The sequence below is a fragment of the Pseudovibrio sp. SCP20 genome (assembly GCF_057774105.1).
This window is the reverse complement of sequence record NZ_JBYMDH010000003.1, coordinates 542,663-566,626: the sequence shown is the minus strand read 5'-3', so window position 1 is coordinate 566,626 and position 23,964 is coordinate 542,663. Positions and strand designations below refer to the sequence as shown.

The following is a 23,964-nucleotide window of genomic DNA, read 5'->3' as shown; positions in this document are numbered from 1 at the left end:
GATTACCCAGCTTTGTTCTTAATGAGCAGTCGTTCTAATCTATTGAAAGTCTGCTTTATTTTCCCGAAGCAGTGCAAGCGCTCGCGTACCTTAGATTTACAATAAACCTAATACAAAAACTTAGAATATATTTACTTTTACTCGAAGAGAGATGGTAGCGAGGGAGGGACTTGAACCCCCGACACGCGGATTATGATTCCGCTGCTCTAACCAACTGAGCTACCCCGCCATCCGGTGCGCTATGTTGCGGTGGTGACCGCCGCGCTGTGAGGGGGTGTATAAGGCCCTAGACGGGTATCGTCAAGCGTTCTTAGCTAAGTTTTGTGGAAATATGCCTTCTTGTGAAAAACTCCATGAAAACCTAGGGTTAATGCCAATTTCATTGAGGTTTAACTGCCGGTTGTGACTTGGAGTTGCGAAAATAATCGAAAATCTTTCCAACCCAATATTCCTCAAATGGATTTCTTAGGCTGCGTTTGCTCAGAAGACGGTGATTGAAGGTTTGCTGATGTTGTTATGGGGACAATAAAAAACGCCCCGCAAGGCGTTTATTCCAAGCGAGGCGTCTGATTCATAATTGGCTTGCAGTCTAGCTTGCTGGGAAACCCGCTGCTTCCCAGCTCTTGCCGAGCAGGGCTTTTAGAGCGGCTTCCGCGCCTTCCTGTTTCTCGGCACGCTGGATCCAGCCGCCGCCAAGGACGCGAGCTTCCTGGCCTTCTTTATCGAAGAAGACACAAGCCTGACCTGGAGCGACGCCCATTTCACCCGCGACGAGCTCTACCTGAATGTTCTCACCATTCTTACGTAGCACTGCTTCGGTTGGTGGACGAGTGGAGCGCACTTTGGCGTAAACTGTGATGCCTTCTTCTGGCAGGTCGTCCAGAGTGCCCGGGCCAATCCAGTTGACTTCGCGGAGCAACAGATTGTGTGTCGCTAGTGCTTCTTTTGGACCGACAATCACACGGCGGCCATCAGCATCCAGATGGACAACATAGAGCGGGTCGCCTGTTGCAACACCGATGCCGCGGCGCTGGCCGATGGTGTAATGAATAATGCCGTTGTGCCTGCCCAGAACACGGCCATCCACGTGCACGATGTCACCTGGTTCTGCTGCATGTGGGCGCAGCTTGGCAATTACGTCGGTGTAACGGCCTTGCGGTACAAAGCAGATGTCCTGACTATCGTGCTTATCAGCGATTGCCAGATCAAACTCTCGGGCCAGTTCACGTACTTCCGGTTTTGTCATGCCGCCAAGAGGGAAGCGAAGGAAGTCGAGTTGTTCCTGTGTAGTGGCAAACAGGAAGTAGCTCTGGTCACGGTCCAGATCGACAGGGCGGAACATGGCAAGCTGGTTGCCTTCCATACCTGTGCGAACGTAGTGGCCAGTGACGAGTACATCTGCGCCAAGATCCTTGGCTGTTTCCAGTAGGTCTTTGAACTTGACGGTCTGGTTACAGGTGACACAAGGAATTGGGGTTTCGCCGTTGATGTAACTGTCGGCGAAACGTTCGATCACCTGCTCTTTAAAGCGGGACTCATAATCCAGAACGTAATGTGGGATACCGAGCTTCTCTGCAACACGGCGGGCATCGTGGATGTCCTGCCCTGCACAGCAAGCGCCCTTGCGTTGGATTGCTTCGCCATGATCGTAAAGCTGCAGTGTGACGCCAACGACATCATAGCCTTCGCGCTTCATCAGTCCGGCAACGACTGATGAATCTACGCCGCCTGACATGGCAACAACCACCCGTGTGTCTTCCGGGCGGCCGGGCAGGCCAAGACTGTTTAGCATTCCAAGTACCTCATCCTGTAGGCGCGTTTGAACAGAGAGCCATATCTATAATGCAACGAGCAGAATTCAAGCTTGGGAGACATTGAAATCCGAAGTGCAGATTAGTTTCTTTTGCTTGCTTAGTGCTTGTTGCGCTTTGGCGATGGCTAAGCGCAAACTCTCATTTTTAAACGCTTCGCATGCGTACGCTTTGAGCGTGTTAGTTGGCGGGAATATACCTAAAACTCGACGGAAGGCCAATCTTTTTGATTGAGGCATTTTGCAGGCTGGGCATTTGTTGCCGGGAGGCGGCAAATAAGTCGGTGCTATTCGGTTGTCTGTGCAAGGTTTAATTTCCTTATCTAACTGTAAATAAAGGGAAATGTAGAATTGTATAACTGGCCTGCTATTTGCATATCTGCGCACAAGATATCTTTGTCATCGGTTTTGATGATACGTGCTGCGTAGTTTGAGGAATATATGTCGCAACCTGCCTTGCTGAGTTTGAATAGCCCAGTTCAGCCGCAAACACCTGTTGGACCCGCTCTCGGGCAAGGTGGTAATGCGCTGCTTGGCGAAGGTGTGCTTGGCCAAAACGCGGATCTCTTTTCCAACCTTCTGGCGAAGGCTTCTGAAGGGGATGGAGCTGCTGCAACGACAGTAGATCTGTTTTCAGGAGCCTTGAACGCTGGTGGAGACCTACCCGTTCTCAATCCAAAACTTGTTCAGCAAGAGGCTGGAGAAGATGGCGTTGCTGGTTTGGCCGCAGATCTTTCGGTTTCTGCGACTGCACAGGTTTTGGCTGCTTCTGAAAATCTGAGCGTGATTGCTGGCATTCAAGGGACGAGCGCTGCGCAAACTATTGCTGCTGGAATTGTAGCACCTGTTGCAGATGGTACGAAGGCGCCGTTTGTGCCGCTGCCGCAGAACGTGACAGGAAAACCTTCGGGAAGTGGTGAGCAGGGTAGTGGTGCCAAGGCAGTAGGAAGTGCTGCAGCACCAGTCGTTGGTGCACAATCAGCTTCTGAGGTTGCTGCTCCAGTCGCGAGGGGCGAGCAAACCGTTCCACTTGTGAATGAGAATGTGCAGGATATTGAGCTTGCAACAGCAGCGCTTAAAGAGCGCGGTGGGCAGATCTTGCCGCTTGGCTCTAACGGGGATGTTGAGGCTGATCGCTCTATAGCTGTTAAAGCTGAGAATGCTGGAGTGACTGGGCAGCAGGATGCTGCAAGCTCTCGTGGTGCAGCTGTTACTCATCAAGAGACTGTTGCGAGTGATACCGCAAAGCCTGCTGAAGCGCGGGGCGCGCAAGTTGATGCAACAACTAATCCTGTTGTATTGCCGAAGACAGATGCCGCAGCAAATGTTGATCCAGAGCTAGTTGCCCGTGCAGTAGATGCGGTGAAAGCTGGTCGTGCTGGCGGTGAGCAAGTGCAAACTACAGTCGCTACCAGTGCATCCTCACAGTCTTCAGAGGCAGCAGATGGGAAAGTGCAGCCGCCGCAGGAACTGGGCCGGGTTGAAGCGCCAAAAGTGCTTGGACCTCATCCTAGTGTAAAGGCTGAAGGTGCAGTAACACCCGAGGCGCCTGTCCAGCCTGCTGCAAAAGTAGCGGTCGATGTAGTGTCTGAACTGGTAAAAGCGGCTGAAGTGAAGAGCATCAAGGTGCAGAATGAGCCTGTGCAAGCTCAGCCAGTGCTCACAAAGGACAACTCTCAGTCTGCAGTTACCACTGATGATGCTCTAGTCGAGAGTGATGTGCAGGATCAGGAGCCTGTTCTTGTCCGACGTGCAGATCGGTCTGGACCGGGTTTTGTTGGAAGTCAACAGCGTGCAGCGCAACCAGTAGCTCAGGAGGGGGATGGTCAGATCATCTTCCCTAATGTGAGAGCAAAAGCTGAGGCTGTTGTGAAAGACGGTGAGCAGTTGGCTCAGGTGCAGAAAACAGCAGGTGAACCAGCGCATCAGGGTGCTGATAGCAGCGTCCGTGTTGCTGAACAGTCCAGCCGAACTGCTTCTGTAGCCACTGCGGTGGCTCCATTGACTGCCAATAATAAAGTCGCTGGTGGCTCTACCCAGAATGCCTTTGCTTCAGAAGGAGCAGCAGAAACTGCAACGGGTTTTGAGGTAGAAGAGCAAGCGAGTGTTCAAGGCAAGGCTGTTGAGCAAACTGCATCTACTAATAAGAAGAGTGGAAGCGCGCCGGTTGTTGTTCAGGTGAAGGTGCAACAAGCCCCTGAGCAGGGAACGGCTCCTACAACATTTGGTTGGGGACTTGCAGCGGGACCGTTGGATGGATCTGAGGCTGAGCTGGATTGGGAAAGCTCTGAGGCGATCTCCAGCACAGCGTCCCGTTCTGAAAATGCCTTCCGCTCTATGGGCTCACTACCAACAGCTACTCTGAGAAATGTAGCTAACTCTGTTTGGCCGGAGATAGCCCGTCAGGTGAGTGGTGGTGTGAACCGGTTTGAGATCAGGCTCGATCCGAAAGAGTTGGGTTCTGTCGATGTATCTATTGAATTTGGCAAGGATGGACGCGTTCGTGCGCACCTGATTGCTGAGCGCCCAGAAACGCTTGAACTTTTACAGAAAGATCAGCGTGGGTTGGAGAAAGCGCTTCAGGAAGCTGGCATTGATGCTGATAAGAGTTCGCTCCGCTTTTCTTTAGGACATCGGGACGGCGGTTCTCAGGATGCTCATCAGCAGGATGGTCGTGATCCGCTCGTTGCTCAGCTGGACAGAGCTTCTGATGATGCGGACCTTCTGGATGACACCTATCTCGCTTCTAACAGAGTAAATAATAGTTCCCGCGCTGGTGGCGTGGATATTTCGGTTTGATGCCGTTTTGAGGAAATAGAAAATGACTACTATTAACGCGCTGACACCGAATGCAGGCTCCTCTGGCTCAAGCGCTCAGAACAGCATCAATGCCAACTTTGATCTGTTCATCTCTTTGCTCACCACACAGATCCAAAACCAGGATCCACTGGAGCCGCTCGATTCGTCCGAGTACACGAATCAGCTCGTTCAATACACGATGGTTGAGCAACAAGTTGCAACAACAGAGAAATTGGATGAGCAGCTCACTCAGCTCAAAACGCAAAGTGCGAGTCAGTTTGTAAATTATATCGGTAAGGAAGTGACCGCTCAAAGCTCAACAGCTCAGCTCAAGGATGATAAGGCATCCTGGAATCTTGATGCCGTTTCTGCTGGTAAGGCGACTGTTACTATTAAGAACAGTGAGGGTGCTGAGGTCTATCAGAAAGAGATTGATCTGGTTGAAGGCGACAATACCTTTGAATGGGATGGTGTGGCGACAAACGGCACAAAAGCTGAAGATGGCGCCTATTCCATTGATATCATTACGAAGGATGCCAACGGTGAGCCTTTCGCTGTGCAGACTGAAGTGAAAGGCACTGTGGATGCTGTGGACTTCAGCACAGGCGACATTATTTTGCATATGGGCGACCTGAAAATTCCGGTGGGTGAAGTTACTGGAGTCAAAGGAGTTCTCTAGTAGTTAATATCCACTAAGATTCCCGGTTATGAATCTTACCAAAAGATTGATGGGGGCTTAGCCAAATTTTAAGCGCCTTGTTCTAGTCTCATGCTCAGCTTGGTCATGGTTTGTGTGAGAGTAGAATGACCGAACATATTCGTTCACGAGTAAAATACGTCATCGGTCCCGATGGGAGCCCTTTGACGATAGCGGATCTTCCACCCACTTCTACGAAGCGGTGGGTTATCAGGAGAAAAGCTGAAGTGGTTGCGGCTGTGCGTGGAGGCTTGTTGTCTCTGGATGAAGCCTGTAACCGGTACACTTTGACTGTTGAAGAGTTTCTGTCATGGCAGAACTCGATTGATCGTCATGGGTTAGCCGGGTTGCGCGCTACACGCGTTCAGGACTATCGCAGCAACTAGTAAGCTTCAGGCAAATAAAAGGCGTGATGCCCGAACAGGTTTGAGGTTCTGAAAAGGCCGGCTGTTATAGCCGGCCTTTTTGTATGTGGTAGCCACATTTTGTACATTTTTAAGCATTAACCATGATGTCTTAACTGCTTCGGCAAAATCTGCCGAACAGGCCGCCCGAGATTCATTCGAGTCTTCAAAAGGCTAGTCAAAGGCCTTTCCTGCGATATTCCACAATGCTTCTTTGTGGGTAGAGTTCCCGTTTACCGATTATTAGGGCTTTGTTAACCTTTTGTTAACTTTAAGGCGGGCAATTTTTACCTACCAGCAAATCAGGGGCAAATCACACCGTATTCCAAGGTGTTGAGAGTATTGCTGGTGCTTTTTGAATGAGCGATTAAAAAGTACGGGGCGGCAACTGTGAGTGGAATCCTTGACTTCTTGAAAGGACTTGGGCCCGCGCGTTTGGCAGCGATGGGCGCGATGGCTGCTCTGTTGATCGGCCTGTTCAGCTTTATTATTGTACGCGCGACTGCACCGCAAATGGTGCCTCTCTTTACAGACCTCACTCTTGAAGATGCGGCGGCTATTGTTAGCCAGGTTGAATCTCAGGGTGTGTCCTATGAGCTGGGTGTGAATGGTCGCAGCGTTCTTGTTCCTCAGGAAAATGTACATCGTCTTCGTATGACGCTTGCTGAAGTGGGCCTGCCATCTGGTGGTGGTGTTGGCTACGAGATCTTCGATAAGACCGATACGCTTGGCGCGACGAGTTTTGTGCAGAACCTGAACCGGACACGCGCTCTTGAAGGTGAACTTTCCAGAACAATCAGAAGCATTGGCCGAATTGCATCCGCGCGCGTTCATCTGGTGATCCCTGAAAAACAACTGTTCCAACGAGACCGTGAACCGCCAACAGCTTCTATTGCTATTAAAGTGCAGGGGTCTCTGACCAATGGTCAGATCCGCGCTATTCAGCATCTGGTTGCGACTGCGGTTGAAGGGCTGGAACCTTCTTATGTTTCTATCGTTGATGAGCGCGGCACACTGCTTGCCAGCGGAACCGGCGATAAAGAAGGTCTTGCTGGCGGTTCTTCTCTGGACGAGCGACGTTTGACTATGGAGTCTCGCCTGCGGCAACAGGTTGAAGAGATCCTGAATAACGTCGTTGGAACAGGTCGCGCGCGGGTGCGGGTTGCTGCGGAAATCAACTATAACCGCAAAACTGAAACGCAAGAGTTGTTTGACCCTGATGGGCAGGTGCTGCGTTCTTCTCAAAGTAAGGAAGAAAATGCGTCCTCCACGAATGGGGAAGACACTGTTTCAGTTGGCAACCAGCTGCCAAATGCAGACGCTGCGGGCAGCTCTGCAGGCTCCAAAGACTCCTCCAATGTTTCCGAAGAGATCCTGAACTATGAGATCTCCAAGAGCACAGTAACGGAGATCTATGAGGCCGGTGGTCTGGAGCGCCTGTCTGTAGCGGTTCTGGTTGATGGCACGTATACTACCAGCGAAGATGGCACGCAGACTTATCAACCGCGCAGCAGAGAAGAGCTGGAGCAGATTGCTACTCTCGTGCGTACTGCAGTTGGTTTCAGCAAGCATCGTGGTGACACCGTTGAAGTGGTGAACATGCGCTTTGTGGAAGCGCCTCTGTCGGACTTTGCTGATGGCGAAGGCGGACTGTTTGACTTCACTCGCGCTGACATCATGAAATTTGCAGAACTGGGTGTTCTGTTCGTGATTACCGTTCTGCTGCTGATCTTTGCAGTGTCTCCGCTGATGAAGCGTATCCTTGCCAAGGATGAAGAGCCTGAAGCAGCTCTTGAAGGCGGCGGTGTACAGATGCTGCCGGATGGTACGTTGGTTGCTGAAAGCCCTGCGCAGGTTGAAGGCATTGTGGGTGAGATGGAAGCGGTTCCAACTGAAATCCCAACAGCTGAGTGGATTGAAGATGCCAAGATGCAGGCAGCTCTCCACCAGAGCTCGATTAAGCAGATAAGTGAAATGATTGAAGATTCTCCAAGCGAAGCAGTCAACATCGTTCGCGGTTGGCTGAATGAGGCCGCATAATATGAGTGAGGAGATTGGCGCACACGAGATCACAGAAACGGCTTTAGCTGTCACCTCTGAAGTGGCAGAACGAGAGCTTGGTGGAGCAGAACGGGCAGCCGTTCTGCTTTTGGCGCTTGGGCAGGAGTACGGCAAAGCGATCTGGGACGGGCTTGACGAGATTGAAGTCCGTCAGGTTTCCAGCGCAATGGCGAGCCTTGGCCCTGTGACGCCAACCATGCTGGAAGAGCTGTTTGTTGATTTTCTGAAGCGTCTTTCAACCCGTGGTGCACTGAACGGCAACGTGGATGTGACAGAACGATTGCTGAACTCGTTCCTGCCTTCTGATCGTGTTGCGATCATCATGGAAGAGATCCGCGGTCCTGCTGGCCGTAACATGTGGGAGAAGCTCTCCAACGTTCCGGAAAACGTGTTGGCGAACTATCTGAAGAACGAATATCCGCAGACCATTGCGGTGGTTCTTTCCAAAATCCAGAGTGATCATGCTGCCCGCGTTCTGGCGCTGCTCAATGAAGAGCTGGCGCTGGATGTGGTGAACCGCATGCTGCGCATGGAATCCATTCAGAAGGACATTCTGGAGAAGGTTGAGCAGACGCTGCGTATTGAGTTCATGTCGAACCTATCTCAAACAAGCCGTCGTGATAGCCATGAGATGATGGCGGACATCTTCAACAACTTCGACAGACAAACGGAAGGTCGCTTCCTGGCTGCGCTCGAAGAAGACAGTCGCGAGTCTGCAGAGCGTATCCGCAATCTGATGTTCACCTTCGAGGACTTGCTCAAGCTGGATTCTGGCGCCTGTCAGACCTTGCTGCGTAATGTTGAGAAAGATCAGCTGGCGATGGCGCTGAAAGGCGCTTCAGAGACTGCTGTGGCGTTCTTTACGGCCAACATGTCAGCTCGTGCTGCGAAGATGCTGCAGGAAGACATGGACAACATGGGACCAGTTCGCCTTCGCGAGGTGGATGAAGCGCAGAACGGTCTTGTGTTGAAAGCAAAAGATCTGGCTGCTGCTGGCGAAATCACCATCAACAAGAAGAAAGGGGAGGACGAGCTTGTCTACTAATCTTTCCTTTTTTCTGCAGTTTCAGGAGGCATGCTGATGGTTACAGTTATGCCTCAGGGCGCAGTTCGTCAGCGTTTTCTGTTTGATACCAAATCCATCGATGAGGTTGAGGCTGCTGCTGTTGTTGAAGATGCGCCTCCACCGGAGCCAACGATTACAGTTGCTGAGCACCAGCAGATTTTGAAGGCGGCGGAAGAAGCAGCCTTCGCTCGTGGTGAGATGCAGGCCCGTCAGGCGATTGCTGAGCAGCAGAAGCTGAGCGCTCAGGAAGAGCTCATTGTTCTGCGGGAGCGACTGGAAGTGGCGCTGGGTGATCTTGAGAACCAGCTTCGTGCACAAGAGCAGAACCTTGTGAGCATGTGCTTTTTGATTGCGCGCCGCCTTTGCAGCCATCTGATCGCACGTGAGCCTTTGGCTGAAGTGGTGGCACTGCTGTCTGAATGTCTGGCACCGCTGCGCAAGATCCCTCAGATCCTCATTGAAGTGCCAACAGAAGATACGCACGCATTGGAAGAGATGGTTGAAGGTCTTGTTCTGAACAGCAGCTTTGAAGGCAAAGTGCATGTTGTGAAGTCTGAGAGCATGTCTCGCGGTGATTGCCGGATCGAATGGCCGGATGGTGGAATTATTCGTGATCGTCGCAAGACGGTTGAGCATATTGAACAAGTCATAAAATCTCACTTTGACGCCCGTGAGCGGGCCAGTCGGGCTGAGTGATTTTAGTTTTTGCCTATGATTGGAACGGCTTAAGGCCGGTGCCGGATCAGAAAGGTTGATTATGAGCAGTGATGAACAGGGCATGGTGCTGGACCAACACCAAAGTACCCAGCGCGCTGGAACAGATGAAGAAGGCGGGGCCGGTGTAAAGGCTGCCGAGGATCTGGAAGCAGTTTTTGATGTTCCGGTGCAGCTGGCGGCTGTGCTTGGGCATACAAAGATGAAGGTGTCTGACCTTCTGCATTTGGACACCGGAATTGTTATGGAGCTTGACCGGAAGGTTGGCGAGGCCATAGACGTTTACGTGAATAACAGGCTTATTGCTCGCGGTGAAGTTGTGCTGGTGGAAGATAAGCTTGGTGTCACCATGACCGAAATTATCAAGGCGGATAAGTAAGGGGCATGGGGCGTAGTGGAAAGGAACTGACATGCGGCTCTTGATCGTTGGAACGCTTGGCGGCCAGCTGACGACCGCAACCAAGATCGCTATGGAGCGTGGGGCGTCTGTTACTCATGCGCCAGGCACTCCTGAGGCTATGAAAGTTTTGCGCTCCGGTCAGGGGGCAGATCTTCTCATGGTGGATGTCAACGAAGACATTGGCCAGCTGGTAGAGCTGACAGAGCGCGAACGTATCCATGTGCCACTCGTAGCGTGCGGGTTGGGAACGGATGCGCGCGCCGCGGTTTCTGCTATCCGGGCTGGTGCGAAGGAATACATCCCGCTGCCACCGGATCCTGAGCTGATTGCTGCTGTTCTGGCTGCTGTTACCGAGGAGCGCGAAGATCTGATCTATCGCGACGCGGCTATGGCAAGCGTGATCAAGCTGGCTGAACAGGTCGCGCCTTCTGATGCGTCTGTGCTGATCACCGGTGAATCCGGTAGTGGTAAGGAAGTTATTTCACGCTTCCTGCACAGCAAGTCCAACCGCGCTGACAAGCCGTTCATCTCCATCAACTGTGCTGCTATTCCTGAACATCTTCTGGAATCTGAGCTGTTCGGTCATGAGAAGGGCGCGTTTACCGGGGCTGTGGCGCGCCGTGTTGGTAAGTTTGAAGAGGCCAATGGCGGCACGTTGATGCTGGATGAGATTTCCGAGATGGATGTCCGTCTGCAAGCCAAGCTGCTGCGCGCTATTCAGGAACGTGTGATCGACCGTGTTGGTGGCAGTCGCCCTGTGCCGGTTGATATCCGCATTATCGCGACGTCTAACCGTGATCTGGCAGAGGAAGTGCGCGCTGGCACGTTCCGTGAGGATTTGCTGTATCGCCTGAATGTGGTGAACCTGAAGCTTCCTGCTTTGCGGGAGCGTCCTGCTGACATTCTGGAGTTGGCGAGCCACTTCGTTGAGATCTATGCGAAGGCCAATGGCACCAAGCCATTACCAATCTCTCAGGAAGGGCGCCAGTTACTGCTGGCGAACCAATGGAAAGGCAACGTGCGCGAGCTGGAAAACACCATGCACCGCGCTGTCCTGCTCTCTTCTGGTGCTGAGATTGATGCTGATGCGATCCGTATGCCGGATGGATCTCCGATTGCCATGGGCGCGGGCCAGCAGACGGCTGCACGGGCGGCGCATGCCGCGGAAGCAGCTTCGCGCAATATGGTTGGGCGTACAGTTGCCGATGTGGAGCGTGATCTCATTTTAGATACGCTGGATCACTGTCTGGGGAACCGTACCCATGCAGCCAAAATCCTCGGTATTTCGATCCGCACATTGCGTAACAAGCTGAACCTTTACACCAAAGAAGGTGTTGAGGTTCCAGGCCCGGGCGAAGCGCGCGCCGGCACTGCAGACGCGTAAGAACGGATAGGGCACGAGAATGTCTGAAGAGACAAACACACAAGCAGCTCAAGGGGGAGGCAACAGCACTCCTGCGGCTGCTGGCGTGCCCGGTCTAGGTGCTGCTGGTAACACAACCTTTTTTCGAGACCTTTGGGTTGCCATAAAACAAGGCGACTTGGGTCTTGCAGCAGGTGTGATGGTCATCCTTGTGATGCTGATCGTTCCAATGCCTGCGATGCTTTTGGACATGTTCCTTGCGATCTCGATCATCTTTTCCGTGATGATCCTGATGGTGGGCTTGTTCATTCAAAAGCCCTTGGAATTCTCTGCTTTTCCAACTGTTTTGCTGATTGCGACCATGTTGCGATTGGCGCTGAATATGGCATCGACGCGTCTGATCCTGTCGCATGGCCATGAAGGTGCGGATGCTGCAGGTAACGTGATTGCGGCGTTCGGCAGCTTTGTTATGGGCGGTAATTTCGTTATCGGAATTATCGTCTTTGCGATCCTCGTGATTGTGAACTTCATCGTTATTACAAAGGGTTCCGGGCGTATTGCTGAGGTTTCCGCCCGCTTTACGCTGGATGCGATGCCCGGTAAGCAGATGGCGATTGATGCGGATCTGGGTGCAGGTCTGATCGATGAAGAAACAGCGCGGACCCGCCGTAAGGAACTTGAAGCGGAATCCACCTTCTTTGGTTCCATGGATGGTGCTTCCAAGTTCGTTCGTGGTGATGCGATTGCTGGTCTGATGATCACATTCATCAATGTGATTGGTGGTATTGTTATTGGTGTAATGCAGCAGAACCTGACTTTTGCGCAGGCTGCCGAAAATTACACGCTGCTGACAATTGGTGATGGTCTGGTTTCCCAGATCCCTGCGCTTATCGTTTCCACCGCTGCTGGTATTCTGGTTTCCAAAGCGGGTGTTGAAGGCGCGGCGGACAAGGCGCTTGTCACCCAGTTCACGGGCTACCCAAAAGCACTTGGTATGTCCGCGTTTGTTATGGTGGTTCTGTCGTTCCTGCCAGGTATGCCGATGATCCCGTTTCTGGCTCTGGCTGGTGCTGCTGGTTACATGGCGCGGCAGGCGAGTAAGCGGCAGGCGGTTGAGAAGGCGGAGGAAGTGGCAGCTCAGGTGGAAGCTGAAGCGCCGGAAGAGCCTCAGGAAGCGCCAATCTCTGATAGCCTGAAGATGGACGTGCTGCGCATTGAGCTGGGCTATGCGCTGCTGCCAATCATCAATGGACGTAACAAGCAGGAAACAGATCAGGTTACCGAGCAGATTAAAGCGCTGCGTCGCCAGATTGCTTCCGACATGGGCGTGATTATGCCGTCCGTGCGTATTCTGGATAACATCCAGCTGGGCGCGAATGACTACATGATCAAGGTGAAGGAAGTGGATGCCGGTGGCGGCTCGCTGTTCCCGAACCAGTTCATGGTTATGGACCCTGCCGGTGGGCAGGTGCGCTTGCCGGGAACTCATACCACCGAGCCGACCTTTGGTCTGCCTGCGACCTGGGTTGAGGCGCAGTATCGTGAAGAAGCGAACTTGCTGGGGTACACGGTTGTTGATCCGGCGACGGTGATTTCCACGCACCTGACGGAAACCATCAAGTCGCATATTTCCGAGTTGCTCACCTATGCTGATGTTCAGGTTCTGCTGAAGAAACTGGATGAAGAGCAGTCGAAGCTGGTTGAGGACATCGTTCCAACCCAGATTTCCATTTCTGGCATTCAGCGTGTGCTTCAGGCCCTGTTGGAAGAGCGGATTTCCATTCGCGACCTTGGCACCATTCTGGAAGGTATCGCGGAAGCTATTGGCTCTACGCGTAACCCGAATGCGATTGCTGAGCATGTGCGCACGCGTCTGGCTCGTCAGATCTGTGCTGCCAATCAGGCACCGGGTGGGTATCTGCCACTGATCAGCCTGAGTCCTCAATGGGAGTCAGCCTTCCTTGAGAGCATCATCGGGGACGGTGATGACCGCCAGCTGGCGATGGCACCGTCCAAGCTGCAGGAGTTTGTTGGTCTGGTGCGTGATGCTTATGATGCGGCGGCCAATCAGGGTGAAGTGCCTGTTCTCTTGTGTTCTGCGCAGTCTCGTCCGTTCGTTCGTTCTATCGTTGAGCGCTTCAGAGCGCATACGTTTGTGATGAGCCAGAACGAGGTTCATCCGCGGGCACGCCTGAAAACGGTGGCAACCATCTAGGATCTCAAGTGTTTCGTGAGATCGGCACACTTGCGGCCTTCATATCTTCCCGTTACCCAAAGAGCGTTGTTTATTCCTAATTTGAGAGAGTGACATGGCGCATATTCAACTGGACCTTGATGGATACACAGACTTGCCGGAAGGCAAAATCGCAACTGTTGTGACGCATCTGGAGATGTTGGAGAAACCTGCACTCAAACCGATAGACCGCCCTGATCTGACGCTTCAGCAGGCAGATAAGATTGACCCCGAGGCTTATCGGACACTCTTCAGGCGTGTTGGTGAGCCGTGGCTGTGGTTTGCTCGTCTCGTCATGAATAATGAAGAGCTGGAAGCGACACTCAATAAGCCGACCAATGAGTTCTACGTTGCGATGAAAGATGGTGAGCCTGTTGGCATGGTCGAGCTGAACGTTGCCAAGGAAGATGAAGTCACTCTGAGTTACTTCGGCCTTGTACCAGAGGCTGTTGGCGGTGGCGCCGGGCGTTGGCTGATGAATCATGCCATTACACAAGCTTTCTCCCGCCCAACAGTGAAGCGCTTCTGGCTGCATACTTGCACAGGTGATAGCCCACAGGCGCTGCAGTTTTATATTCGCAGTGGATTTAAGCCGTTCAAGCGCGCAATTGAAGTGGCTGATGATCCGCGCGTGCTTGGTGTTTTGGATCCAGCCAGCGCTCCTCACGTTCCGTTTTTGTCATAGGGCAGAACAGGTTGCAGCATCGCCGTTTGAAAGCTGTCGATGCGTTGGTATCAACTTGCGATGATTTGCTGGCACAACCTGAGTGTTGTGCCGCAGAACCTGCATGGGCTTGGTACTGGAAAACTGCCCCAAAACGGGACAGTTAGTGAGGTTTCATTAGAGTTTTATCTAGGATGTGTTAGTTTCCTTTTACCATGTACCTTTGATTAATCGTGGAAGATGTGTGAGGGCTGCACTTTACATGATTGGTTGTACGTAGGTTGGGGTACGGTTGAAACGGGGTGAGTTCAGCCGGATATTCGGGAGCTGCCATGTCTGAGCTACATGACAACGTTGTGCCTCATGAGAAGGTACGGTCACTGAGAGATAGCATTCGCAAAGTTCGTGTTGCGGAGATGGAACGGACTGACGTTGTTGTGAGCCTGCAAGAGAGCGAGAAGGCCCGCCTTGAACTGCTCAGCGAAGAGCTGATTGATGTGTTCAAGGAAGTTCCTGAAGATGATGATCAGTTTTCCTTCCAGATTGTTCCGGGCACTCAGCCACGTCTCTGGATCGACATGACCAGCCATGTGCTGATGGGCCGTGATCGCCATTCTTATCGCTTTGTGAAGGAAACCCGTCTGGGCCGTATGGTTCTGTTGGAAACTGCTGATATCGACGATATGGCGGACTGCATTACGGAGTACATTGCAGAGCGGATCATCGAGAAAGAGCGGGCGCTGGAAGCGGATTGGATGGTCAACCGCATTCGCCAGCAGGATGTTCCCAGTGGCAAAAAGCTGGATCAGCTGAAGCAGGACGCAACAGGCAAAGCAGTTGCAGCCAAGCCAAACAAAGCGAGGGATATGTTTATCCTGTTCTGCGGGTTGCTGATGGGCGCGGTTATTGGCGCTGTTGGTCTTGTTGCGCTGGCTCTTTATGCCAACCCGTTTGCCGGGTAGCGCTTTTATGAGAGGCACCTAAATCAGTTTTCGTATCTTTATCCGAAGATCGTTTTTCACTGTTCGGGGATACGAGACAGATGCCTCTCTTTTTCTAATTCTCTGATTGCTTTCAGGCGGCTTGTCTCAGGCCGGGTATAGACAGGTCGTGCTGTGCGATGTGGTGCACACCTTCGTTTGCTGTCGTAAAGCCGCGCTCTTCCATGATGCAAGACCAGCCACTGCCATCCTTTTCAATAGTGAAGAGGTTGTAGCGGGCAGGCGGCTTGTGGCTGCTGAGGCCGTTAGAGGCAGATGGGACACAAATCACTGGCACAGGGCCTTCCAGCCCGTTGATTTCCATGCGGGTGGCGCGGTGGGTATGGCCGTGCAGGATCAGTTCTGCGCCGTGTTCCGCAATGATGTTGCGGAAGCGGCTGGAGCCAACGAGGCGCTTGTACCATGAAGTTGCGTTGCGCACAGGCGGGTGGTGCAGCATGACAACGCGGAAGTCGCCACGTTCCTTCGCATGGCGCAGTTGATCAGCCAGCTCACGCAACTGATTGGCGCTGATGTGGCCGGTTGCCATGAACGGACCAGTCGCCTTGGCCGTTGAGAGGCCGATGATGGTGACGTTTTCGCGTCTACGCACAAATGGAAAGTGTGGATCTGTTCCCAGGGGAGGCGTAAGCCCCAGATCCGGGTCACTCTGCATGTAAGGACGCCAGGCGCCATAAGCTTGCTTGAGCGCGCCTGGAACATAGGCGTCGTGATTGCCGGGTGTCAGGGAGAGATTTTCCGGAGAGCCTACGGTTGCGAGCCAGTCTTTGGCTCCAGCAACCTCTTTAGGCAGTGCGATATTGACCAGATCTCCGCAAAGAGCAATGTGATCTGGCTGCTGCGCATGAATATCGCGTATCAGCGCATCCAAGTAAGAGTTGGTCATTGCGTGGGCGCGGTTGCGCCGCCAATTTATATAACCAAGAATGCGCTTTGAGACGAGCTGGACGGGCTGTACGTCCGGCAACGGGCCCAGATGTGGGTCAGATATGTGTACAAGCTTAAACATAGCCTGCGCATCATCGCTGCATTGCGCCTGAGGTCAAGGAATTTTCCTTAATTCGGAGAATTACCCTCAAGCGCCTTTAACAGATCTGCAACGCTGAACTCGAATTTGCCTTAAAGGCAAGAAGATGGACGCAGAACAGCATTGTCGTGGGTGTTTGCAGTGTTTACTGCTGGTGCCCAATGGAAGCGTTTTGTACGACGGAAGCGTGCGAGAACTTTAGTAAGCATGACGTATTTCTCCTGCGATTTGGGAAACGCGGATTAGGTGTCTATTATAAGTAGGTGATGGGGCCGCCCTGATTAATTTTTGGGCGTATGCTTATTCTTTGATCTCTTTCTACGCCTATCCTGAGGGTTGTGTAGTGTTAGTTTTGCAAGGGTGGTATGCACTTTTTGCATGAATGATATTTCATATTTTTATCTTGTAATATCAGAGAGTTATAATGAATGTGAGGCTGTGCGTGGCGAGCTTTAAAACGCGAATTATCAATATACTCGTGCAATCTGCCGCACTTTTGAGTCGCGGCATGACACTAGGAGCGCGCGTTGCGGCATTTGACGATGAAAACCGTGTCCTTCTCGTGCGTCATCAGTACTTGCCGGGCTGGTATTTTCCAGGTGGCGGAGTTGATTCCGGAGAGACCATGGCGGAGGCTGCGCGCCGTGAGTTGGCGGAAGAAACCGGCTATGGCTGCGGGTCAGATGTGACGCTTGTTTCCATGCATCTCAACAAGGGTGGAACTGGCCGCGATCATGTGGGGCTCTTCAAAGTGAGGCTCACGGAGCAGGATCCGAACTGGAAAAGACCTTCCATGGAAATCTCCGATCTGCAGCTGTTTGCGTTGGATGCACTGCCTGATGATATTAGCCCGGCGACGCAACGTCGGCTGCAGGAAATGGCGGGTGAGGCTGAGCCTAATCCGTATTGGTAGTTGTTTTTCAAAGGCCTAGCTGAAGCTGGTCTACGACTAACGAATACGCATCTGCACTTAGTTTTGTGCTTTACGACAGAAAATTTGCGTGTTACGTAAGCAGGTGAAATTATATTTCGTGTGCTCTCGCATGCGATGAACCGAGAAACTGGGGTACAGGCCTTATGGCAATTTGCTGGGAACAGCGACGACGAATGAACGCGCGGGACATGCTCTCGCGTGGTGCTTCGTGCCGTCCTTTCCTCAGTGTGCTCCCAACATCGGTCTAACTGCCCGAGCCACACGGATCGACGGTCTTCCTCCTTCGATTTGTGGTGTGTAAAATGACAGTTTCAAAATGGCTGGTGCGGCAGGAAACCCCAGCAGATTTTCTCGAGATAGAGCAGATGCAAGCCGAGGCCTTTGGCCCTGCGCGGTTTGAGCGGACAGCGTTCAAAATCCGGGATGGGGTGCAGCAGGCTTCACATTTGTGCTTTGTTGGCGAGCAGAACGGTGAGATTGCCGGGTCTGTGAAACTTACCCCGATTATGATTGGCACTCAGAAGAGCATGTTGCTTGGGCCGTTGACTGTGAAGGCTACCTTCAAAGGGCAGGGGCTTGGACGGTTGCTGCTGACGACCGTTGCCGAGGAAGCCAAGGTGCAGGGCGTTCAGTCGATCTTGCTGGTGGGTGACCATCCCTACTACGGTCCGCATGGCTATGAGCAGGTGCCACATGGGCAGATCACTCTGCCGGGGCCTGTTGATCCAGATCGGTTGCTTGTTCTGATGTTGCAGGATGAAGCGATGCCAGTTGGTCATGTTTCTGGTGGGCACACGAAGCCAGCGCTGGTGGCAAGCAAGCAGACTGATGGGCAACTGCTGGATATGATGCAGGGCTCCCTTGCTATGGCGACTTAATCCGCGCCATAGCGACATTCATTTCCAAACACCATTTTTTCAAGAACACTTCGTTTTAGCGTCCTTCGCGGTACCAGGTGAAGGACAGCAGCCCCAGTAGTAATGCGAGGCCGAGGAAGCCGATCAGCAGTGGGTAGCGGTCTATTCCGTTCAGGATGCTTGCATCTGTGCGTTTGACGCCAATCCAGCCGCTGCCGTGGTATTGCGTGGAGGCTCGTTGTGCGATGACGTTAGGCAGGGACAGAGATGCTCCATCATCGCCGCAAATACGCAGTGCTGTGCCACCTGTTTGTGTGGTGATGCCGGATAATTTGTCAGGCGTGGAGACGACTTCCAAAAACTCGCGGGGGTTCGGTGGGCCAACATTGATGAGTGCTGTGTGTGCGCCATCAGTGGCAGAGTAAAGACCGAGCTCTTCTGCCTTGACGGAGGCTATCCAGTGACCGGAGTTGTCTTTGGTCAGCTCCAGCTGCTCCGTTTTGCCTGAGGGCGTTGTGAGGGTTACCGGATCGACCAGATTGGCAAGGGTCTGGCGTTCTGTGATGAGGGTTGAGCCGCGCAGGGACATGCGCAGGGCTTCTTCTTCCAGATCGGGTTCTTTCATGAGCCAGTGCGCCAATCTGCGCAGAAGCGGAACATGCGGGCCGCCGCCTTCGTAACCTCTGGCCCACAGCCAGACGTGATCGGAGAGCAGGGCGGCTACGCGACCTTTGCCAACGCGGCTGAGGACGAGCAATGGCTTATCGCCCAGCGCGGTCATGATGGGCTGACCTTCCTGAACATTTGCCCCAACAAGACGGAACCATTTGCTCCATTGTGGTGGTGTCTGGCCAGCTCCCGGTAGATCACGGGTGACTGGATGGCGCAGGCCGAGTTCAGATACATTGGCGTGGAACGGCTCTTCGAAGATTTCTCCTGTTGGAGCTGCCGGAAGCACGCGGCCCAGCGGGGTTCGGAAGATGCTGTTGACCTCGGCATAGTCCGGCCCACCTGCGATAAGCACTGCACCGCCATCATTCACATATCTTGCGATGTTATCGAAATAAAGCAATGGCAGCACGCCGCGGCGCTCGTAGCGGTCGAATATGATGAGGTCGAACTCGTCGATCTTGACGGAGAACAGCTCGCGGGTTGGAAAGGCGATCAGGGACAACTGGTTGATTGGTGTGCCGTCCTGCTTTTCCGGTGGGCGCAGGATGGTGAAGTGGACGAGATCAACGGAGGCATCTGATTTGAGCAGGTTGCGCCACGTGCGTTCACCTGCGTGGGGAGAGCCGGAGACCAGCAGGACACGCAGGTTTTCGCGAACACCATCAATGGTGACGAGGGCGCGGTTGTTGAGCGGGGTGAGCTCCCCTTCAAGGGCTTCCACCTCAAACTCATAGATGTTCTGGCCGCCATGCTCGATTTCAACGGCGATTTCTGCAGGGTAACCGGAGGAGATGAACTGCTTGGAAAGGATATCGCCATTGCGGCGGACCGTGATCTCTGCGCGATTGCCGTAGGGCTGCAAAGAGCCTTCTTCCACCAGTTCCAGCTGGACCACCTGGGTTGAGCCAACCAGCCCAAAGCGTGGGGCCTTTGCGACTTTCAAACGTCGGTCAAACTCGCCCTCACGACCTGTGATGAGGGCGTGGACAGGTGCGGAGAAGCCCAGCTTCTCAGCGGTTGCCGGGATATCGTGGATCTGGCCATCGGTGATGACAATCGCTCCGGCGATCCTTTCTGGCGGAACGTCGGCGAGCTCATTGGAGATGGCGGTGAATGCGCGGGTGCCATCTCCGGTTTCCATGGAGGTGTCATTGAGGGAGACCTGCCGCAGATCAATGCCGTCAAGAGCTTGCAATTGAGAGACGATCTCTTCTCTTGCTGCTTCTGTCAGCTCAGCGCGGTTTTCCAGTTGCTGGCTTTGGCTGTTGTCAGAGACCACCACAACGGTGCTTGGCAGATACTCGCGATCTTCGCGCAGGACGGCGGGATTGAGCAGGGCCAGCACAAGTAGGGCGAGGGCAAGGGAGCGGATGAGCGCGCCGCGCATGCCCACAAAGAGCAGATAGGCGCAGACCAGAATTATGATCACTCCAAGCGCGATTATTGCCGGAAGGGGCAAAAGCGGATCGATGGAAAGAGACCATGTCATGTGTGTTGCTGTGCTCCGCGTTGAGTTGCTGCTTGTTATTGGCCGATACGTTCCAGCAGGGCAGGGATGTGGACCTGATCTGCCTTGTAGTTGCCCGTCATGGTGTACATGAGGATGTTGATGCCGACGCGCGCTGCCATTTCGCGCTGGTTGCCGTCTGCCGGGATGGTTGGGTAGAGGTAGTTGCCTTGTGTATCGATGGCCCAGGCAGCAGCGAAGTCATTGCCGCTGATCATGATGGGAGAGACGCCGTCGCCCGCTCGCACCGGACGACTGCCGTCAGATGTGGTAGCGCTGGCTTGTACCCACATGGGGCTTTGATTGTAGCGACCCGGGAAGTCATCCAGAATGTAGAACGTCTTTGTCAGCACGTGATCCTGAGGGACAGGTTCCAGACTTGGGATATCCAATCCTCTGAGCAGTTGCTGCAGCTTGAGTTTGTTGGGTGAGTTGGAGCCAGTGCCATAAGCATCGCGGGTATCAAACAGGATGGTGCCGCCGTTGCGCATGTAAGCACCGATACGGGACATGGCCTCGGGGCTGGGCATCTGCATGGCAGCATCAATCGGCCAATAGATGATTGGGAAGAAGGCCAGCTCATTTTCTTGTAAGTCCAGCCCTATGGGGGCTTCCGGTTCCAGCGCAGTGCGATCTGTGAGCAGGCGGGTGAGGCCGAACAGTCCGGCACGGCTGATTTCATCCACCTCCGGTATACCCGTCATCACATAGGCAAGGCGGGTGTCCAGTGAAGCGTCCAGTGCGAAGAGCTCGTTTGTTTCCTGCGCCTGAACTTTATCTGCTCCGGTCAGGCTCAGACTGGAAGCGAGGAGCAGGAGGATGGCGGCGTGGGTGAACTGGTTGCGACGCAGTTTGCCGGACAGCCAGAGCAGGGCAAGGGTATCCAGCAGGGCCAGCAGGATGGCGATGGAGAAGAACCAGCCGCGCAGGTCCAGAGGTTTTTCGGAGGGGTAATCGAGAATCGTGGCCATGGAGAGTGGCTTCAGGTCAAGCGGAACCAGATTGTCTTCGTCTTCCATCAGGTTGAGTGCGCGGGCTGCATCCTCAGTGCCATACAGGCCCGGAGGGGTCGTGCGCCCCGGATGGGTGGTTGCGAAGTCGCGTTCCAGAATGGGTTGGTGATTGGCTGATGGCGGGGTGAGTTTGCCGTAACCGTCCAGCATCTTGAGCAGAGGGAGAGCGGCAGCTGATGTTGTGCCGTCGGCTTCCTCATCCGGATTGTAAATAGCGGTTGAGGAGATACTTGTGATGGCGCGCAACATATCTACGAAGCCACCGGAAAGAGGCAGGTTGGACCACTTGGTGTCTGGGGTGACATGGAACAGCACAATTGTGCCGTTGCCGTGTTTCTTGGCGGTGACAAGTGGTGTGCCATCTTCCAGTGAGGCCCATGTTCTGTCTGGCAGGTCAGCTGTTGGTTCTGCGAGAACCTGGCGATTGACTGTCACGTCCTTCGGCAGCGCAATTGCGCGGAAGGGGCTGTTTTCAGAAAAAGACTTGAGCGCCTGAGGTTCTTTCCAGGAGAGGGAGCCGCCCAGCTTGCGATCTCCCAGACGGAGGGCGACCGGGATCAGCGAGTCCTGCTTTTCTGGAAGCTGTGGGCCTGCGAAGCGGATCAAGGTACCACCCTTGGAAACCCAGTTTGCGATGTCTGCTTCCGTGTTCTTGGGCAGGGTGCCAACTTCAGCCAGAACGAGGACGGAGATGCCTTTGTCGAAATAGTCTGAGATGGCTGCCACGATATCCGTGCTTTTGGCGGGCGGCAGGTCTGCAAATGGAGAGAGGGCGCGCTCCAGATAGTAAAGCGGTGACAGCAGAGGTTGAGAGCGGTCTGCGAAGCCTCCTGCGAAGAGGCCGACTTTACGGCGTCGCCATTTTTCATCCACCAGTACCGTGCTGCCTGCACTGGATTTGCCAAGAATGGTGAGCTTGGTGATGTCGTTGCGCAGCTCAGAAGGGAGTTCCAGCGCAATTTCCGCGCTGTTCTGACCTGCCTTCAGCTCAACAGTCTGCTCTGCGATGGCTCGCTGTTTGCGGTCATAGGCTCGGACTGTCAGTGTTTCGGCCAAGGGGGCTGGGTGGCGCAGGACTGTGGTGGTCATCGCACCGGCAGTATTCTGTAATTGCTTGAGTGCGTAAACCGGGGTTTCTGATCGGTAGATCAGGAAGGAGCTTTCGCTTACATCTGACGCTCTGGCAATGCTGGCTAGCCCTTTGGCGAAGCTGGTGGTGGAGGGCTCTTCCAGTGGAGAGGAAAACCAGAGGATTGCACCGGGTGGGTTTTGTTCTGCCTGTTTTTGCAGAGCCGGGATCAACTCAGAGCGGGCTGCCTGCCACCCTTGCGGTGTCAGGGCGCGGAGCTGATCTGCCACTTCCTGCGCGCTGGAAAGGCGCATAGGTTGGGCTGGCCCGTCTGCGGTGGTGACCAGCATGACGGTTCTGTTGTTTTGTGCGGCGCCATCCACCATCAGCTCGGCCATGCGGATCTGGCGTTCCCAGTCTGCCGAAGCATCCCAGCCGTTGTCTACGATGAGCCAGAGCGGACCTGTTTTGGGCTGGGCGATATCCAGCGGTTTCCAGACAGGGCCAGCCATGGCGATGATGAGAACTGCGGCCAGCATCAAGCGGAGAAGGATCAGCCACCATGGTGTATGCTGCGGCGTTTCCTCTTTGTTGCGAAGGGAGAGAAGCAACCGTAAGGGCGGAAACTTGATGTGTGCGGGCTGGGGCGGCGTGGTGCGCAAAAGCCACCACAGAACGGGCAGGGCCGCAAGAGCTGCCAGAACCCAGGGAGCGGCAAAACCGATTGGGAGAAGAGACCCCATGGTTACAGACCTCCTCTCATCTTGTGTTCCGGTGCATCAGCCAAGCGGGAATGCAGCAACATGAGTGGCTCGATCGCTGGGCGGTCTGTGTGGTGCAGTGTATAGCTCCAGCCGAACTTGCGGGAGAGAGCGCTGATCTGGTCTTTATGGGCTGCCAGACGGTGCAGGTACTCCTGCTGCCATGTTTGCGCGCGGCCTGCTTTCAGTTGCTCGCCGTTCTCCGGGTCTTCAAACTGGGTTGGGCCGGTGAAAGGAAAGGTTTCTTCAATGGGGTCCAGCAGCTGAACAAGGTGGCCTTTGGCGCCAGAGCTGGCAACGGTTGCCATCCATTCTTCCAGCTTCTCAGGTGGGTCCAGCAGATCAGAGAAGAGCACGACCTCTGAGAAACGGCGAATGCCATCCGGATTGGGCAGGGTTGCCTCCGGGTTCTCGTGGACCAGCGTTTCCGCAATGGTTTGCATGGCATTTCGGCTGGCAAGTGGGCGTGAGAGGCCCGCAAGGCCAACGCGTTCGCCTGCTTCATTAAGGGCATAGGTGAGGGCGAGCATGAGCAAAAGCGCCCGGTCTCTTTTAGATGCGGCTGCTTGTTTGCTTTGGAAGCGCATGGAGGCGGAGAGATCTGCCCAGACCCAGATGGTTTGGGCGGCTTCCCATTCGCGCTCACGTACATAAAGATTATCGTCGCGGGCGGAGCGGCGCCAGTCGACCTGTTGAGCGGCTTCTCCGGAAAGGAAAGGGCGGAACTGCCAGAAGGTTTCGCCGGGGCCTGCACGGCGGCGGCCATGCCAGCCTGCGGTGACGTTGGCTGCGATGCGTCTGGCTTCCACCAGTAGCTCTGGCAAGGTATCAGCAAGGGATTGCGCTTCGCCTGTTAAGCCGAAGATGTTTTCCTGTCTGTCTTGAGGATCGGTCCTCGAAGATAACATATGC

Annotated in this window: 18 protein-coding genes and 1 tRNA gene; 13 read left to right on the top strand and 6 right to left on the bottom strand. The window is 54.0% G+C overall.

Annotated features, from left to right (window positions below; translation table 11 throughout):
• Window positions 1-152: 152 nt before the first annotated feature.
• Window positions 153-229, bottom strand: a tRNA-Met gene (locus AC3CB2_RS15240).
• Between the two features lie 360 nt (window positions 230-589).
• On the bottom strand, window positions 590-1,792 hold the full coding sequence (mnmA, locus tag AC3CB2_RS15235; RefSeq protein ID WP_352933905.1) for a tRNA 2-thiouridine(34) synthase MnmA: 1,203 nt from the start codon (window positions 1,790-1,792) through the stop codon (window positions 590-592).
• Window positions 1,793-2,251: 459 nt separating this feature from the next.
• Between mnmA and AC3CB2_RS15230 the strand changes: the two genes are divergently transcribed.
• The 11 genes from AC3CB2_RS15230 to AC3CB2_RS15180 all read left to right on the top strand — a co-directional run bounded on the left by AC3CB2_RS15230 (window position 2,252) and on the right by AC3CB2_RS15180 (window position 15,173).
• A complete protein-coding gene (locus tag AC3CB2_RS15230) occupies window positions 2,252-4,609 on the top strand; it encodes a flagellar hook-length control protein FliK (protein ID WP_352933902.1) in 2,358 nt (785 codons plus the stop codon).
• 22 nt (window positions 4,610-4,631) lie between these two features.
• A complete protein-coding gene (locus AC3CB2_RS15225; RefSeq protein ID WP_352933899.1) occupies window positions 4,632-5,288 on the top strand; it encodes a flagellar hook assembly protein FlgD in 657 nt (218 codons plus the stop codon).
• 125 nt (window positions 5,289-5,413) lie between these two features.
• The gene (sciP, locus tag AC3CB2_RS15220; RefSeq protein WP_054784903.1) at window positions 5,414-5,692 is read left to right on the top strand and encodes a CtrA inhibitor SciP; all 279 of its coding nucleotides are present in this window, start codon (window positions 5,414-5,416) and stop codon (window positions 5,690-5,692) included.
• 408 nt (window positions 5,693-6,100) lie between these two features.
• Entirely contained in the window at window positions 6,101-7,750 is a 1,650-nt protein-coding gene (gene fliF / locus AC3CB2_RS15215) for a flagellar basal-body MS-ring/collar protein FliF (RefSeq protein ID WP_352933896.1), read from the top strand.
• 1 nt (window position 7,751) lies between these two features.
• Window positions 7,752-8,816: a flagellar motor switch protein FliG gene (locus AC3CB2_RS15210; RefSeq protein WP_008547484.1), complete on the top strand. Its 1,065-nt coding sequence runs from the start codon at window positions 7,752-7,754 to the stop codon at window positions 8,814-8,816.
• A gap of 36 nt (window positions 8,817-8,852) precedes the next feature.
• On the top strand, window positions 8,853-9,533 hold the full coding sequence (locus AC3CB2_RS15205) for a FliH/SctL family protein (RefSeq protein ID WP_128647449.1): 681 nt from the start codon (window positions 8,853-8,855) through the stop codon (window positions 9,531-9,533).
• Between the two features lie 61 nt (window positions 9,534-9,594).
• On the top strand, window positions 9,595-9,930 hold the full coding sequence (gene fliN / locus AC3CB2_RS15200; RefSeq protein ID WP_041768750.1) for a flagellar motor switch protein FliN: 336 nt from the start codon (window positions 9,595-9,597) through the stop codon (window positions 9,928-9,930).
• Window positions 9,931-9,961: 31 nt separating this feature from the next.
• Window positions 9,962-11,335: a sigma-54-dependent transcriptional regulator FlbD gene (gene flbD / locus AC3CB2_RS15195; protein WP_008547472.1), complete on the top strand. Its 1,374-nt coding sequence runs from the start codon at window positions 9,962-9,964 to the stop codon at window positions 11,333-11,335.
• Window positions 11,336-11,354: 19 nt separating this feature from the next.
• Window positions 11,355-13,529, top strand: coding sequence for a flagellar biosynthesis protein FlhA (flhA, locus tag AC3CB2_RS15190; RefSeq protein ID WP_352933891.1), 2,175 nt, complete (start codon window positions 11,355-11,357; stop codon window positions 13,527-13,529).
• 94 nt (window positions 13,530-13,623) lie between these two features.
• Window positions 13,624-14,232 (top strand): GNAT family N-acetyltransferase, encoded by a 609-nt coding sequence (locus AC3CB2_RS15185; RefSeq protein ID WP_352933888.1) that lies wholly within the window; start codon window positions 13,624-13,626, stop codon window positions 14,230-14,232.
• Between the two features lie 311 nt (window positions 14,233-14,543).
• Window positions 14,544-15,173, top strand: coding sequence for a hypothetical protein (locus tag AC3CB2_RS15180; RefSeq protein WP_352933885.1), 630 nt, complete (start codon window positions 14,544-14,546; stop codon window positions 15,171-15,173).
• Window positions 15,174-15,285: 112 nt separating this feature from the next.
• Here AC3CB2_RS15180 and AC3CB2_RS15175 read toward each other — a convergent pair whose 3' ends face one another.
• Window positions 15,286-16,221 carry a metallophosphoesterase family protein gene (locus AC3CB2_RS15175; protein WP_352933882.1) on the bottom strand — a complete coding sequence of 312 codons (936 nt, stop codon included), beginning with the start codon at window positions 16,219-16,221 and terminating at the stop codon, window positions 15,286-15,288.
• A 526-nt stretch (window positions 16,222-16,747) separates the two neighbouring features.
• On the opposite strand from AC3CB2_RS15175, the gene AC3CB2_RS15170 reads away from it, so the two are divergent.
• Window positions 16,748-17,152, top strand: a complete 405-nt coding sequence (locus AC3CB2_RS15170; RefSeq protein WP_014286776.1) for an NUDIX domain-containing protein — start codon at window positions 16,748-16,750, stop codon at window positions 17,150-17,152.
• A gap of 323 nt (window positions 17,153-17,475) precedes the next feature.
• On the top strand, window positions 17,476-18,051 hold the full coding sequence (locus tag AC3CB2_RS15165; RefSeq protein ID WP_352933878.1) for a GNAT family N-acetyltransferase: 576 nt from the start codon (window positions 17,476-17,478) through the stop codon (window positions 18,049-18,051).
• 55 nt (window positions 18,052-18,106) lie between these two features.
• On the opposite strand, the gene AC3CB2_RS15160 is transcribed toward AC3CB2_RS15165, so the two are convergent.
• The 3 genes from AC3CB2_RS15160 to AC3CB2_RS15150 are packed head-to-tail and all read right to left on the bottom strand — an operon-like array spanning window position 18,107 to window position 23,960.
• Window positions 18,107-20,191, bottom strand: a complete 2,085-nt coding sequence (locus AC3CB2_RS15160) for a hypothetical protein (protein WP_352933875.1) — start codon at window positions 20,189-20,191, stop codon at window positions 18,107-18,109.
• Between the two features lie 35 nt (window positions 20,192-20,226).
• A complete protein-coding gene (locus AC3CB2_RS15155; RefSeq protein WP_352933872.1) occupies window positions 20,227-23,034 on the bottom strand; it encodes a DUF4159 domain-containing protein in 2,808 nt (935 codons plus the stop codon).
• Window positions 23,035-23,036: 2 nt separating this feature from the next.
• Window positions 23,037-23,960: a DUF58 domain-containing protein gene (locus AC3CB2_RS15150; protein ID WP_352933869.1), complete on the bottom strand. Its 924-nt coding sequence runs from the start codon at window positions 23,958-23,960 to the stop codon at window positions 23,037-23,039.
• Window positions 23,961-23,964 lie beyond the last annotated feature (4 nt).

Excerpts from the sequence above, each read along its gene's own strand:
- mnmA (WP_352933905.1), bottom strand. The coding sequence starts at position 1,792 with ATGCTAAACAGTCTTGGCCTGCCCGGCCGCCCGGAAGACACACGGGTG.
- AC3CB2_RS15230 (WP_352933902.1), top strand. The coding sequence starts at position 2,252 with ATGTCGCAACCTGCCTTGCTGAGTTTGAATAGCCCAGTTCAGCCGCAA.
- AC3CB2_RS15225 (WP_352933899.1), top strand. The coding sequence starts at position 4,632 with ATGACTACTATTAACGCGCTGACACCGAATGCAGGCTCCTCTGGCTCA.
- sciP (WP_054784903.1), top strand. The coding sequence starts at position 5,414 with ATGACCGAACATATTCGTTCACGAGTAAAATACGTCATCGGTCCCGAT.
- AC3CB2_RS15210 (WP_008547484.1), top strand. The coding sequence starts at position 7,752 with ATGAGTGAGGAGATTGGCGCACACGAGATCACAGAAACGGCTTTAGCT.
- AC3CB2_RS15205 (WP_128647449.1), top strand. The coding sequence starts at position 8,853 with ATGGTTACAGTTATGCCTCAGGGCGCAGTTCGTCAGCGTTTTCTGTTT.
- fliN (WP_041768750.1), top strand. The coding sequence starts at position 9,595 with ATGAGCAGTGATGAACAGGGCATGGTGCTGGACCAACACCAAAGTACC.
- flbD (WP_008547472.1), top strand. The coding sequence starts at position 9,962 with ATGCGGCTCTTGATCGTTGGAACGCTTGGCGGCCAGCTGACGACCGCA.
- flhA (WP_352933891.1), top strand. The coding sequence starts at position 11,355 with ATGTCTGAAGAGACAAACACACAAGCAGCTCAAGGGGGAGGCAACAGC.
- AC3CB2_RS15185 (WP_352933888.1), top strand. The coding sequence starts at position 13,624 with ATGGCGCATATTCAACTGGACCTTGATGGATACACAGACTTGCCGGAA.
- AC3CB2_RS15180 (WP_352933885.1), top strand. The coding sequence starts at position 14,544 with ATGTCTGAGCTACATGACAACGTTGTGCCTCATGAGAAGGTACGGTCA.
- AC3CB2_RS15175 (WP_352933882.1), bottom strand. The coding sequence starts at position 16,221 with ATGTTTAAGCTTGTACACATATCTGACCCACATCTGGGCCCGTTGCCG.
- AC3CB2_RS15170 (WP_014286776.1), top strand. The coding sequence starts at position 16,748 with ATGACACTAGGAGCGCGCGTTGCGGCATTTGACGATGAAAACCGTGTC.
- AC3CB2_RS15165 (WP_352933878.1), top strand. The coding sequence starts at position 17,476 with ATGACAGTTTCAAAATGGCTGGTGCGGCAGGAAACCCCAGCAGATTTT.
- AC3CB2_RS15160 (WP_352933875.1), bottom strand. The coding sequence starts at position 20,191 with ATGACATGGTCTCTTTCCATCGATCCGCTTTTGCCCCTTCCGGCAATA.
- AC3CB2_RS15155 (WP_352933872.1), bottom strand. The coding sequence starts at position 23,034 with ATGGGGTCTCTTCTCCCAATCGGTTTTGCCGCTCCCTGGGTTCTGGCA.
- AC3CB2_RS15150 (WP_352933869.1), bottom strand. The coding sequence starts at position 23,960 with ATGTTATCTTCGAGGACCGATCCTCAAGACAGACAGGAAAACATCTTC.